The sequence below is a fragment of the Chamaesiphon sp. OTE_75_metabat_556 genome (assembly GCF_031378165.1).
In the GTDB taxonomy this organism is placed as follows: domain Bacteria; phylum Cyanobacteriota; class Cyanobacteriia; order Cyanobacteriales; family Chamaesiphonaceae; genus Chamaesiphon.
The window spans coordinates 1-13,843 of the sequence record NZ_JANNDR010000034.1; the positions used below are offsets into that span (position 1 = coordinate 1).

A 13,843-nucleotide genomic window follows, 5' to 3' on the forward strand; every position below is an offset into this window, starting at 1 on the left:
CTCCAGATCCAATTCGTGGTATTCAAGCCCTAGCAGGCAAGTTAGCCCCTGGTGGGTTGATGCATATTTTTGTCTATGGTGAGTTGGGGCGGTGGGAAATCGAACTGATGCAACAAGCGATCGGGATCTTGCAAGGCGATAAGCGGGGTGACTATCAAGATGGTGTCAAAATCGGCCGATCGATCTTTGCTGCACTTCCTGAAAACAATCGACTAGTGAAACGGGAAAAAGAACGCTGGGCGATCGAAAATCACCAGGATGAATGCTTTGCCGATATGTATGTCCATCCCCAGGAAATCGACTACAATATCGCGACATTATTTGAACTGATCGATGCTTCGGGCTTGGATTTCGTCGGCTTTTCCAATCCTGATTTTTGGAGTTTAGAGCGACTATTGGGCAAGGCACCCGAAGCACTGGAACGCGCCAAAAAGCTAGATATCCGCCAGCAATATCGACTGATCGAGTTGCTCGATACTGATGTCGCGCATTATGAGTTTTTCCTATCCAAACCACCGTTACCTAACTTGATCGATTGGTCGCAAGATGCGCTCATTCTGGCGGCAATTCCCGCTCGACATCCCTGTCTTGAAGGTTGGGAAAGTCAAAATGTGTTTAATTGTGATTGGAAGTTAATTAATCTCACCGAGACTGAATTTGCGTTTATGCAAGCTTGCGATCGAAATCAAGAGCAGCAATTAACTGTCGGTGAGATGTTAGGATCGATCGAGATTTCTCTAGAAAATGTGCGATCGCTTCTGGCCGATAAAATGATGATGCTAAAAGTCAAAAGTTAAAAGTTAAGATAGAAATCCGACTTCTTTGAGAGGTTGGGTTTCTAAACACACTCGATCGACTAATCAAAAATATGTCAGTCACAGTTCATTTCTTACCAGATAAAGTTACCGTCACCGCCGAACCAGGGGAAGCATTGCTCAACGTTGCAGATCGCGCCGGAATTACGATTCCCACTGGTTGCTTGATGGGTTCTTGTTATGCTTGCGAGGTGGAAATCGAAGGCCAAGAACACCCCGTGCGGGCTTGTTTGGCGAGTATCCCAATTGGTGAATCGGTTTTAATCGTCCATCGTTATGACGATCCGATTTGGTAACTACTCACTCAGATTTTGGCGATCGATTTTCAGGAATTGTGGCGGCTGAGAGTGTAGTTAAATTTATAGTCCTAGCACGATCTTCTCGCTAGTATCCTAGCTCAATGACCTGAATCTATAGACTGATTCGCACTCGATCTTGAAGTGAGATCGAGTTGGATTGGGAATGCTAGCGGGAATACTACGAAGAGTTAAGTGGCGATTGGAAAGGTCAAACACTCGACAATCGGCATAAAGACTAAGATGTTATGATGTTTAGCCACCATGCAAATTCCGGTAGAAATCCTCAGTCAGGTTCAGTCATTATACGATCGCGGACTGCACTGCCAAGCTTATCAAACCGCGATCGCTCATGCCCCGCTGTCTGAGTGGCGCGGCACATCTGCGCGCATTCTCGCCGGACGGATTGCGCTGCAAGTAGGCGGACAACGACGGGACTATGCTTATCATTTGTGGGCGTGGCATGGGGAAAAATCGGCGACAACAGCTGCATATTACGGTCGATTTCTAGTCGCTCGGCAGGGTTTGTTGCGAGCGTGGGAATTTGCACGCACGATCGAAGATTGGCCGGAGGCAATCGATCGCGAACGGGCGGAATGGTGGGCATTTCGGGCGCGATTATTGTCGGAGTTTCGGGATTTTGATGCGGCACTCCGCTGTCTACAACAAGCGATCGCCATCGATCCCAAAAATTATCGGAAAATTGGGTAAAAACCCCGCACTTCAGGGCGGCTTTCTAGGCGAAAACGCAGTTAAGATGTATGCGCTATGGATAGTTCTAGTAGTCTTAACAGGAACGTGCTAGAATTTAAGAATGCAAAAAGCCTATCGCTACCGCTTCTATCCTACGACCGAGCAAGAATCACTCTTGCGGCGGACAATGGGTTGTGTGCGGCTAGTGTACAACAAGGCTTTAGATGCTAGAACGTCAGGGTGGTACGAACGTCAAGAACGAATCGACTTCGTTCAAACTTCCTCCATGTTGACAGGTTGGAAGCAACAAGAAGATCTGGATTTTCTGAATGAAGTTAGCTCTGTGCCACTTCAACAAGGACTGAGAAATCTTCAAAAAGCGTTTACCAACTTCTTTGCTGGAAGAGCTAAATATCCCAACTTCAAAAAGAAGCATCAAGGTGGTAGCGCAGAATTTACAAAGGCTGGTTTCCGATGGAAAGATGGTCAAGTATTTCTGGCTAAATGCACCGAAGCTTTGCCAATTCGGTGGAGTAGAGATTTGCCCTCTGATTGTGAGCCATCTACTATCACGGTCAAGCTTGATGCTAGCGGTCGCTGGTTTGCATCCTTGTTGGTAGATACTGACATTGCCCAACTGCCAAAATCGGATAAATCGATTGGGTTGGACATGGGTATTACCAGCCTGATTACCACCAGCAATGGTGACAAGATTGCCAATCCCAAACACTTTAAACAGCTTCACAAGAAGCTGAGAAGAATCCAAAAGGCTCTTTCTAGAAAGCAAAAAGGGAGTAATAACAGGTATAAGGCAAAGGCAAAAGTGGCTAGAGTCCACGCGCAGATTACCGATGCACGTAAAGATTTTTTGCATAAGCTGACAACTCAACTGGTGCGTGAAAACCAAACGATCGTAGTTGAGGATTTGGCTATCAAAAATATGGTGAAGAACCATAAGCTTGCACTTGCTATTAGCGATGCGAGTTGGGGAGAATTGATTCGCCAACTCACTTACAAGTGCGAGTGGTATGGACGAGAGCTGATTAAAATCGACCGCTGGTTTCCCAACTCTAAAAGGTGTGGGAACTGTGGGCATATCGTCGATAAACTGCCGTTGAATATTCGTGTGTGGGAATGTCCGAAATGCGGGATGAACCATGACAGAGATATCAACGCCAGTAAGAATATTTTGGCGGCTGGGCTAGCCGTTTCAGTCTGTGGAGCGAACATAAGACCGGATAGAGAATCCTCTAAAGGGCAGTTGCGAGAAACCCGTCAGCTGTGCGCGCCCGTCGGGTTTCCCGACGCCACAAGCGCAACAAGACAGGGAAAGAAGCAGAAAACCTAGTTGCGAAGCTAGAGAATCCTTGCCGTTTACGGCGGGGAGTAGTCAATGGTTGTATGTGACCCAAGCCTGGGTGTTGGAGGAGCGAGATCTCTATCCACAAGCGAAAGCGGTGGCGATGAAAGCTTTGCAACTCAAGCCTTACGATAGTGCGGCGACACTGACGATCGCGCGGATGTTGACGTTGCTCGATCGGGAGGAGGAAGCCCGCGAATTGTTGGCGGAAACATTGCGACACACGGAAAGTAGCGCGATCGCCCATACCCTAGCGCAGTTACAAACCGAATTGGGCGATTATGCCGCAGCGCAGCAAAATTACGATCGCTATGCCGAACTTACGCCACTACTCGAACCTGTTGGCAAGCAGTGGTTACTCGCCAGACAAACCGATCTGGCTTACTATTTAGGCGATTTTGAAACTGCTAGTCAGTTAGCCGCTCAAGTCCAGAGTTCTTCTTATCAAAAGATTGCCGAGCGACTGCAAGTCCAGCCCCTAGTGGGCAAGCGGGTACTGTTACCAGTCGGGTTCGTCCGCCAACATCGGGCGACTTGCGCCCCAGCCACACTGGCAACCCTGACGCGGTATTGGGGGCAAGCGACGGATCATCTGAAGATCGCGACGGAGATTTGCTATGACGGAACGGCACCCTATCGGGAGCGGCTGTGGGCAGCACAAAACGGCTGGATCGCGCGGGAATTTACGATTGCTTGGGAGAGTGCGACTGCCTTAATCGATCGGGGCATCCCGTTTACGCTCGGTACTGTCGAGCCAACGAGCGCGCATTTACAAGCAGTCATCGGTTATGACAGCAATCTCCAACAATTATTGATTCGCGATCCCTACGATCGCCAGATCGGGGAAATGTGGGCGCAGGAAATGCTCGCTCATTACGCCGCATTTGGCCCTAGAGGGATGGTAATTCTGCCCCAGGACAAATATGAGCTATTAAAGGATTTAGACCTACCTGATGCGAATTTATACGATCGATCTTACGAACTGCAAGACGCTCTCGAACACCATCGGCGGGAAATTGCCGAGCAGATTTACCAGCAACTGGTCGAAATTGCTCCCAACCATCGACTGACTTTCGATGCCGAACGATCGATCGCTAGCTACGATAGCGACGAAACGCGAGTACTCGCCGCAATCGAAAAATCCCTAGTCCAGTTTCCCGATTGCGGTAACTTGATTCTGGGCAAACTCTCCTGCTTGCGCGAATTAACCCGCCAGGAAGAGCGGTTGGAAATTTTGGCGAATATGTGTGAGATCGACTCACACCCAGTGTTTTTGCAATACTACGCTCAAGAAATCGGCAATGATGGTCGATCGGCAGAATTGGCGATCGCCCTACTCAGACGCACGATCCGCCAGATGCCCAGTAGTGCCCAAAATTATTATTCCCTGGCGCAGATCCTCTGGGTGCAACGGGAGTACGATCTGGCATTTGAACTATATCGATTTGCCGCCTGTCTAGAAGAAAAAAGATCTCACTACGCTAAAACTTATTTCTTTACCGCCCGCCACCGCAATCAGACTCAGCCCGCCCTCCAACTGCTCGAACAACGCTGGCAGCGACTGGGTAAGAAATCCGCAGAACCCCTGCTGACCCTATGTTGGGCTTACAGCCAGTTAAATCGGACGACGGAAGCTTTTGAATTACTAGATCAGGCGATCGCGGCTAGTGTCAACTCAGATCTAGCTCAACAGGGTGAATTATGCATGGGTGCTGCCGATGTCTATGCCGAGTACGGACGCTATCAACAGGCGCAAAGCGTGCGCGAGACTGTCGCGCCGACGACGTGGCTCAGAGCGGCGGCAGAATTAGCCTCTAGGCAAGGCGATACCACCACTAGCTGCCAGCACTGGCAGGCGATCCTGGCGATCGAACCCCTGGCGATCGATGTCAATCGCTCGATCGCGAATTTCCTCGCCGAAACTCAAGGTATCGCCGCGAGCTGACGGGCGATATTCCCGCCGCGAAAGCCGCCTACAAAGAATCGATTAGGTTATCGATCGATAGTGATGGCGCAATTGGGGCACTATTATCCGTCTGTTATACCCACGAAGAACGCCAATCAGCCCTCGCATTCGTTTTTGCGGAGTTAACCACACAAGTGACGATGGGCGATGCGATTAATACCTATCAAGCTCAGGCGGCGAATATCCTCGCACCCGCAACTTTGCTCGCCCAAATGCAGGCAGCCTGGACGCACCGACCCGATTTGTGGCAAGCTTGGTCGGCCTTGATTTCCCAATTGCTGCAATTCGATCTGGTTGATGAAGCCCTCGCCTTGGCACTGAAATTTACCGATCGCTATCCGCTCTTACCCAAGGCTTGGCTGGATCTCTCGACGGTTTATCGCCAGCAAGATGATACCGAAAATGAACCGATCGCCCTGCACCGCGCCCTGGAAATCTCACCGACGTGGAACATCCCAATCGGTAGACTCAGCCGCATCTACGATCGCACCGAACAATTCGATCGGGGCATAGAGCTACTAAAAAATGCGATCGTCCGCGACCCCCGCGAGTACAGCAACCATTGCTATCTCGCCGAAATCCTCTGGCGGACGGAAGATCGGGCAGCCGCCCTCGATCGACTCAAAATCGTCGTCCAAACTACTAGTGGCGGTCATAATTACGCCTGGGCGTGGGAAAAACTCAAGGAATGGTCGCAGGTGTGCGAATGTCCCGAATTTGCCGTGGGGCTAGTCCGCGAACTCACTCACACCCACGCGCAAGACGCGCGATCGTGGTATTTTCTGGCTGAGATCCTACCAGATGAAGCGCGACCCGAAGCCATAGCCGCACTCGATCGAGCGATCGATCTCGATCCTTATTCCGTCGATGCCTATGATTTTAAGGCGCGATTATTGGTGCGCGACGAGGAATATGAAACCGCCTTAGCTGTTTGCAATACCGATGCCTGGGAAACCGATCGACCCACATCCCTCAGAGCCAGAGCCGTCTGGGTCGAGCAACAGTGGGGCAAACATCAAGATGCACTCGATCGCTTGCGGGAGCTAGTCGCGACTGAGCCAGATTACGAATGGGCATGGTTGCAACTCGCCCAATATTTCGATCGATCTGACAATCTCGATGAATATCTACCTGCGTCCCAAAAACTGGTTGAATTAGATCCTGACGATCCGGTAAATTGGGGCTATTTAGGTGATGCTTACAACCGGACAGGAGATCGAGCCAATGCCCAAACCGCCTGGGAACGATCGCTAGAAATCGCTCCCCACTACGACTATGGTGGGATCTCGCTATTTCACTTGCACTGGCAAGCCGAAAACTTTGAAGATGCCACCACCACACTCGCTCGCATTAAGCCCCATCTCGACCCTGATGTCTACTTACCCGCACAGGTTAAAGTCTCGTTATATCACGGCGATCATGCTACTGCTGAGTCAGCACTGGCGCAACTCTGTCACTGCGAACTGGAAAACAATCGGGGCTTGAGCGCGGCAATAGCGGCAATGAAGTCGGTGGGGTTGGCTGACAATATCGAAAGTATCCTCCACGCCCAACTATCGCAAGCTACCGTCAGTCCCTACGTCCAATGCTTATGGATCGATCTTGCAGCGGAATTAAAGTACTGGTCGAAACTCGATCGCTATATTCATACTTTAGATTTCCAGTCCGCTGTAGGTCACAGCGCGATCGAGGATTATCTGCGCCTACTTGCCCGCAACCAGCAGCCTCAAGCTCTATATGATTTCATCGACAAACACAAACAGATCCTCAGACAGGAAACTGGCTTGTGGGGATCTGTGGGCTATGTATTACGATTGGTGCAAGCAAATCGCCGGATTATTACCTGGTTGGCGGATTGGCGATCTCGATCGGATCTCAAACCGTGGATGCTGGTCAATCTCGCCGAAGCTTTGCGCGCACTCGGCTCCGACGCCGACGCACGCAAAGTCCATCATGCCGCCCTCGATCTCGACAGCGATAGCGGCAAGACGTCGCATTTAGTTTGGTTTGCATTCGATCTAGCTCTTACTGCTAAAACTGAGGATGCGAGGACATATTTGGACAATTTACTACCGAGCGAAAATTATTCACCTGAATATCAATTTTTACTCGAAATTACCCAAGCGATTTTGGTGGCTCGATCGAGCGCAGACTCTAGTAATGTCAAACTCCGCCTTGTCAAAGAACATCTGGCAGCCGCTAAGTCAGCGTATCCCGAACACTCTGAAGATATTCCCTTTTATCGGGCTTATCGTCAGGCACTAGAATCGATATTTACCAACACCTTTCACTTACCATTCTTGGCTGACTGGCTGCGAGTAGTTTGGGATTTTGTCCGCCCATTTCTATCATTCAAAATCTAAAGATCGTCCAAAAAATCCCCTCTTGGGAGGGGTGCCTGTAGGGCGGGGTGGGTCAGATCTCCGCCACCCATCAACCATCTCCCCACCAGCTCACCCTCAAAAAATTGGCACCGTCGGTATCGGGAAAATCGATCGGTAGTTCGATCGATCTGGCGAGGTTAGAGCAGTCGGGATTGTATTGTTTGATCGCAGATCTACCCACCCCGCCTTTCAGGCACCCCTCCTGGGAGGGGATTTTTCATTCACGATCGAGCCTACTTAACATTCTCCCTTGCGGTGCAGGGTAAACTGGTAACTAACGATCGACAGGTACCTGCACATGTCTACCGACTTAGTTAACTGGTTAGAATCAGCTACCGAGCTAGGCATGTTGCCCCATGAGGTCTTAGAATCGATCGCGAGTGAATTGATGGTATTGTCTGTACCAGCAGGCTGTCGAGTGACGATCGAAGATACGCCTGTTGCCAAGTTATATATCCTGGAGTCGGGGCAAGCCGAGCGTTATCGTCGTCAACGGGCAGGATTGATGTGGGCGACTGGTTTGTTACCTGGTGCGGTGGTGAATTTATCCGCATTGCAGCGATCTCAACCGACTGATAGTCGGATTGTCACCCTGACAGAGTGTCAGTTCCAGACGATATCTGCCGCCAAATGGCAGGATTTAGTTGCTAAATATCCCCAGATTACCGCCGCCTACGCCGAGCGGTTGGCAGCAAAATTGGAGCAACTCGAAGGTGAAATCGCCTTCGAGCAGGACAGACAAGCCGCGCTGCGGACTTATTTAGTGCCTCAAGCCAAACGCGGGATTATTGGTAGCAGTCGGTATGCTGTCAAGTTGCGCCAACAAATTCGTACCGCCGCTAGTGACGATCGATCGGTCTTAATTTCCGGCGAACCAGGGTTAGAAAAAGATAATATTGCCGCGCTGATTCACTTTGGCTCCCCGCGTCGCCATCAACCGATAATTACACTCAAAAGCGCGCTAATTACGGCCAATGGCGCGGAATTATTTGGGCGCGTGGGTGGTAAGCCAGGATTATTAGAATGGCTGGGTGAAGGCACGTTAATCCTCAATGATGTGCAGGAATTACCGCGATCTCTATTACCGCAAATCCAGGAATTATTAACCACTGGTAACTATACACCAATTGTGCGTGAAGGGCAGATACCACTCCCGCCGCGACCGAGTAATGCGCGCATTATTCTGATTTCCGAAAGTCCGCAACCGACCTTTAATAAAGCGATCGTTCATCAGATTAAAGTACCAGGATTGCGGGTGCGGAAGGCCGATATCGAAGCACAAGTAAAGTACTATATCAAGATTGTCGGTCGGCAAAAACAATTGGTAAATCCGGCGATAGCTGCTAATGTAGATCGCCATCGTAGTGTCAAACCGCAAGTCACTCCCGAAGCAATTCGTCGCTTACAAGCCTATGATTTTCCTGGTAATTTAAAAGAATTGCAGGGAATGGTCGATCGAGCATTGGTACAAGCCCAAGGTAGTCAGGTATTGGCAGAGGAAGTATTTTGGGAGCAGGCACCAAAGAAACAATTATTTCGCCTAAATTTACTCAATGCTTATCCCCAGTTGCGCCAGTTTTTAAATAGTGATTGGTATCCCGATCGGATTAATTATGGATTTACGGCTTGGGTGTTTCCGATCGTCGTAGCGATTCTATTTTTGGCTCCGCAAGATCGCCAGCATAACTTTGCGCTCAATCTATTTTGGGCGTGGTGGTGGCCGTTAATCTTATTATTATTTCCAATTATTGGTAGATTGTGGTGTGCTTTTTGTCCGTTCATGATTTATGGTGAAATCGTCCAAAAACTCTCGCTCAAATTCTTTCCCCGAACGCTCGCGAAATGGCCGCGCGAGACTGCGGAAAAATGGGGCGGTTGGTTTTTATTTGGATTATTTGTCTTGATTTTCCTATGGGAAGAACTCTGGAATCTAGAGAATACTGCCTATTTATCCAGTTGGTTGTTATTGCTCATCACTGGTGGGGCGATAGTTTTCTCACTAATTTTTGAACGCCGCTTTTGGTGTCGATATCTATGTCCAATCGGCGGCATGAATGGTTTATTTGCTAAACTATCGATCGTCGAGTTGCGCGCCCAGCAGGGGACTTGTGCGGCAGAATGCACGACTTATCACTGTTATAAAGGTGGTGTCGGTTTTGGCGAGGGACAGACGACCAATGGCTGTCCGATTTATTCCCATCCTGCCCAATTAACCGATAATAAAGATTGCGTCTTGTGCATGACTTGCCTCAAAGCCTGTCCCCATCGATCGGTAGAACTCAATCTCCGTCCGCCCGGTATCGAACTGTGGACGACACATGTTCCACATGCTTATGAAGTGGCTTTATTATTGCTCCTGCTAGGCGGGGTTTATCTGCATCGGCTACCAGAAATTAACCAGCTATTAGGATTGCAAATAGATTTAACTCAATTTTTACCACATTTGGGATTCTCGATCGCGGCAATTACAATTCCCGCACTAATTCCATTGCTAGCTTACAGCTTGATGCAAGGATTATACAAGCTCGATAAATTAGAATTTATCTCCTTGAAAATCTGCAAGCCACTACCATTCATCACGATGGCTTATGGCTATTTACCTTTAGTTTTAGGTGGTAACTTAGCTCATTATTTTAAATTAGGCTTAGCAGAAGGCGGCCAAATTATCCCAATTACATTTGCCACATTCGGACAAGTTAGTAATAATTTACCCAGTTTTATTGCCCCTTCAGCCGTCATTGCTTTTCTCCAAGGAATGACGTTAGTTGTGGCATTAATAGTTACATTCTTCTTGACTCAGAAAATAGCCAAACGCTCGATTCGATCGACTATGCCTCAACATCTGGCTAGCATTTGTCTGCTAGTAACTCTGTGGCTCTCGATTGTTGGTAATTAACTATTCCATATCTCTATCTCTACTAAAAATCCCCTCCAGAGGGGATCGATCGATAGAGATTGTAGATCGAGTGCCACAGTTAAATTTCACCAAACCAGATTGTCACAGTGCTTGAAATTCGATTTACATGCCTAACTATTTAGCTGCTAGCGATCGCTCACACCGACTGGATTTTGTGCCAACAACCGAGGGGCAGACAGAAGTATTCACCTTGTCCGGTAGCCGTCGTAGATTCGATCGAGGCTTGGAGTTCAGTAGGTGTAAAAGTGTAGCCCCACTTCTTACCAAGTTGAACTGCTAATTTGAGAAAATCTGTTCTTTCGACGATCGCATCAAATTGCCGAGCTAGATCTGGTTTCTTTGCGACTAGTTTGTAGAATCTATCTAAATGTGTTTTCATTGCAAATGCCCTCTCGATCGGCGATTACAAGTGGTTTATTCGGAACTCGATCGACTCTTCCCCACCTCAACGCGAGTCGATTTTCTGGTTCTTTACTAACTTCAGTATAGATCGCTAATTGCGGAGCAATTCCCAAGCTTCTACAATCTTAATTATTCTCTCAAACAAATAATAGATCTCCAATATTTGTCAATCTATTGGAGCCATCGCTTATCTTGGTGCTTTTTTCCAGCCACTAGCAATCGCTGCTGATTCCGTACAAAACCAGACTTCTCCTTTATCGGGGTCAATTTTCGTGTTTTTGTAGTCTTTCATGCCTGGAAGATGATACAGTTTTTTATTGTTGTTCCAAGATATATTCCCTTTGATATTGCAATCTGGCTTAGGGCTGATATTTTGGGCAAGCAGATGACTAGAAAACAGGGTAATGCCAGCTACAGCTACAATCCCGATCGATTTGTGCATACAATAGTTCGATGATGTGGTGAATCTAGTATGCCCAAATAGCGATCAAAATAAACATCTCTCATTAAATCAGGAAGCTTTGCTAAAAACTTGAATTTGTTCGTTGGCGTAGCCTACCGTAGGTAATCGATTCCCATTCTTGTTTTTGGACATGATACAGATCCCATCGCAACTGCAAATTTAACCAGAAGTCATTAGACACACCAAAAAATTTCGCTAATCGCAGGGCGGCACTAGCGGTCACACCACGTTTGCCATTAATAATTTCGTTAATCCGTTGGTATGGGACATGGATGCTATCAGCCAAATGTTTTTGGGTTAAGCCCAAAGGTTCCAAAAATTCGGTCAGCAGCATTTCGCCTGGATGAGTCGGCGGACGATTTGTGGGAATACGAACCATGATAACGTTCTCCAAACTAGTGATAATCAACTATTTCTACTGCTTGGGCATCAGACTGGCGACCACTCAAAGCAAATCCGATACTTACCACATTAACATCGCAACCGAGCAAGTTAAAATGTAGGAGCAGCGTTGAAATGAGGTCAAGTCTATGACAATTCGACAACCCCGATACACTAAAGAAGAGTTTACCCAACGGGGTGATGCACTTTATGATTCACAGATTCAGGCAATAGAAGGTGGTTCTGTTCCGATCGAATCATTGTCGTTGGCGGAGCCGCGCTCGGTTTAAAATTTCACGAGATTGGCTCTCAATCTCTGTCATTGTAAAATGTCTCAGTGTTACTCAATAAAAAATTTGCTAGCATGTTGCTGAAAACCTTGTAGATGCAATATGATAGCGGATTCATCGCGATACTTTACTTCTGAGACGCGCACTTTTTCAGATGTTCTCTTGCCATTAGCCCACTATGCCAAGAAAGATCGTAAATCACCTTGTCCTTTATCATCAACTTGAAGCTCTGTTTCTCGGACATCCCCTCTAGTCCAGCTTCGATCGATGGGACGACGAGCGCGATGGATCCGAACGGTTCACCAGGTTCCACATAGTTGTATGCAGACACTGTCTGTGGAGCTGCACCATCGCTTTGCAGCAAAGTTACCTTCACATTCGTCGCTTGGCTTGGCTTCGGAACGTCATCTCCCAGAAAAATCAACATGGCATTTTTGAATGTTCCACCTGGTCCAGAAAAGACAACCATCCCATGTTTACTCCAATACACAGCCGCGCAATATTCCCCTGGCCCAGCGCCTTTTTTTTTGGTTTGATAGAACTCCCACCCACCTTTATGGTAGGTCTTAAAGCGTGGATCGTTCACTAGTCTATCGACTTCTCGCTGATTTTCAGCCATATATCTTCTAAATCCCGTAAGAGCATTGATGGCTCTTTGCTTGCCATCGACTTGTGGCGATTCACCTTTGGCAGCACCTGTGGCGGTGGCTGCACATATGGGTAATGAGCCGATTCCATTGCCGCCGCCAGTCATCCCAACCTGACGCTCTCCTGCGCGTGGACCTGATGGACAAATGTAGGTTGATGCATATGCCGAGGAAACGAACATCCAAGAAAAAATAGCTATCGATCCGGCGATGCTAGGTGCACATGACGCGAGGAAGCGGGGTAACTTCTCGATCGAGTTCATCTTTATTAATCCTTAACAGTTCAAAGAAAATGGGACAATTTTTGTAGGGAAGATTCAACATGTAATCGTACCACTTTAACCGCCAAGTCGAAGGATTCATTTTGTACGATAGCATTAGTCAAGACCTTATCATAAGGGATCAGGCTCGATTTCAGCAATTCTAAGTTATGGCTTTCAATTCGTTGAGGCAGTTGTGGTTTCAGGTTAAACTGTAAGTGGCGAGGTTGCTTTGAGTTTAGTTGGCGATGTGGCAGGCTAACACTGCGCTGCACCAGCACAATTGGGTTAGTCGGTTGGGTTGGAGAATCTGTCTGTGTCCGTTGAGCTTAGCCGTTAAGTGTCAGTATTGCTCATCTGCTCGATCGAAGGCGTAGCCGATTGCCATGACACGATCGCAGTTACTAATCTCGACTTTTAGATCGAAACCACCGCACAAATAACTTTTCCCCTTCAATCCAGATAAATATCAGTAAGCTGCAACCAAAACAGACTCCCAGTTCAAATAGACTTAAAGGATGAGTCCCAAAAAAAGATCGCAATGGAGCAATATAAACTACCGCCAATTGCAACAGAATGGTGCCCAAAATCGCCCACAATAACAGTGGATTGCTAAAAGGATTAATTTCAACAACGAGTTTATTCACAGAGCGTACAGCTAAAGCATGACCCATTTGGGCGATACAGAGCGTGGTAAAGACGATCGTTTTCCAGGTATCGGGATCGCCAGGATAATCGACGGCATGGGTTCGATCGAATGCCCATTTCATTAATCCGATCGTGACGATCGCAAACACTAGTCCAATCCTGATAATATACGCACCCAAACCTCTCGCAAAAATACTTTCACTGGGCTGAAAAGGTGGACGCTGCATCACATCTGGCTCTCCTAGTTCCAAGGCGAGGGCAACAGCGGGAATTCCATCTGTGACTAGATTCATCCACAGGATTTGAAGTGGGGAAAGTGGC

At 48.0% G+C, this 13,843-nt stretch carries 14 protein-coding genes; 8 read left to right on the forward strand and 6 right to left on the reverse strand.

From position 1 onward, the window contains the following. The 6 genes from RMO27_RS01610 to RMO27_RS01635 all read left to right on the forward strand — a co-directional run. A partial coding sequence (locus tag RMO27_RS01610) for an SAM-dependent methyltransferase (RefSeq protein WP_309728476.1) occupies positions 1–797 on the forward strand: 797 nt, incomplete at its 5' end. Between the two features lie 71 nt (positions 798–868). Then, entirely contained in the window at positions 869–1,111 is a 243-nt protein-coding gene (locus RMO27_RS01615; RefSeq protein ID WP_309728478.1) for a 2Fe-2S iron-sulfur cluster binding domain-containing protein, read from the forward strand. Between the two features lie 264 nt (positions 1,112–1,375). After that, complete coding sequence (locus RMO27_RS01620) at positions 1,376–1,822, forward strand: tetratricopeptide repeat protein (protein WP_309728480.1); 447 nt, start codon at positions 1,376–1,378, stop codon at positions 1,820–1,822. A gap of 103 nt (positions 1,823–1,925) precedes the next feature. After that, positions 1,926–3,152, forward strand: coding sequence for an RNA-guided endonuclease TnpB family protein (locus tag RMO27_RS01625; RefSeq protein ID WP_309728482.1), 1,227 nt, complete (start codon positions 1,926–1,928; stop codon positions 3,150–3,152). A 55-nt stretch (positions 3,153–3,207) separates the two neighbouring features. Next, positions 3,208–5,109, forward strand: coding sequence for a C39 family peptidase (locus tag RMO27_RS01630; protein ID WP_309728484.1), 1,902 nt, complete (start codon positions 3,208–3,210; stop codon positions 5,107–5,109). A 161-nt stretch (positions 5,110–5,270) separates the two neighbouring features. Further along, positions 5,271–7,493, forward strand: coding sequence for a hypothetical protein (locus RMO27_RS01635; RefSeq protein WP_309728486.1), 2,223 nt, complete (start codon positions 5,271–5,273; stop codon positions 7,491–7,493). A 70-nt stretch (positions 7,494–7,563) separates the two neighbouring features. Here RMO27_RS01635 and RMO27_RS01640 read toward each other — a convergent pair whose 3' ends face one another. After that, positions 7,564–7,695, reverse strand: a complete 132-nt coding sequence (locus RMO27_RS01640; protein ID WP_309728488.1) for a hypothetical protein — start codon at positions 7,693–7,695, stop codon at positions 7,564–7,566. A gap of 117 nt (positions 7,696–7,812) precedes the next feature. On the opposite strand from RMO27_RS01640, the gene RMO27_RS01645 reads away from it, so the two are divergent. Continuing rightward, positions 7,813–10,410, forward strand: a complete 2,598-nt coding sequence (locus RMO27_RS01645; RefSeq protein ID WP_309728491.1) for a sigma 54-interacting transcriptional regulator — start codon at positions 7,813–7,815, stop codon at positions 10,408–10,410. 157 nt (positions 10,411–10,567) lie between these two features. Here the strand turns inward: RMO27_RS01645 and RMO27_RS01650 are convergent, their stop codons facing one another. The 3 genes from RMO27_RS01650 to RMO27_RS01660 all read right to left on the reverse strand — a co-directional run bounded on the left by RMO27_RS01650 (position 10,568) and on the right by RMO27_RS01660 (position 11,675). Further along, positions 10,568–10,810 carry a Nif11-like leader peptide family natural product precursor gene (locus tag RMO27_RS01650; RefSeq protein WP_309728493.1) on the reverse strand — a complete coding sequence of 81 codons (243 nt, stop codon included), beginning with the start codon at positions 10,808–10,810 and terminating at the stop codon, positions 10,568–10,570. Between the two features lie 210 nt (positions 10,811–11,020). Then, positions 11,021–11,275 carry a hypothetical protein gene (locus RMO27_RS01655; protein WP_309728495.1) on the reverse strand — a complete coding sequence of 85 codons (255 nt, stop codon included), beginning with the start codon at positions 11,273–11,275 and terminating at the stop codon, positions 11,021–11,023. Between the two features lie 82 nt (positions 11,276–11,357). Further along, positions 11,358–11,675 carry a HigA family addiction module antitoxin gene (locus RMO27_RS01660; RefSeq protein WP_309728498.1) on the reverse strand — a complete coding sequence of 106 codons (318 nt, stop codon included), beginning with the start codon at positions 11,673–11,675 and terminating at the stop codon, positions 11,358–11,360. Between the two features lie 151 nt (positions 11,676–11,826). On the opposite strand from RMO27_RS01660, the gene RMO27_RS01665 reads away from it, so the two are divergent. Continuing rightward, entirely contained in the window at positions 11,827–11,967 is a 141-nt protein-coding gene (locus tag RMO27_RS01665; protein WP_309728500.1) for a hypothetical protein, read from the forward strand. Between the two features lie 127 nt (positions 11,968–12,094). Here RMO27_RS01665 and RMO27_RS01670 read toward each other — a convergent pair whose 3' ends face one another. Both RMO27_RS01670 and RMO27_RS01675 read right to left on the reverse strand, forming a co-directional pair. Further along, complete coding sequence (locus tag RMO27_RS01670) at positions 12,095–12,877, reverse strand: hypothetical protein (RefSeq protein ID WP_309728502.1); 783 nt, start codon at positions 12,875–12,877, stop codon at positions 12,095–12,097. A gap of 401 nt (positions 12,878–13,278) precedes the next feature. Beyond that, a partial coding sequence (locus RMO27_RS01675; protein ID WP_309728505.1) for a cation-translocating P-type ATPase C-terminal domain-containing protein occupies positions 13,279–13,843 on the reverse strand: 565 nt, incomplete at its 5' end.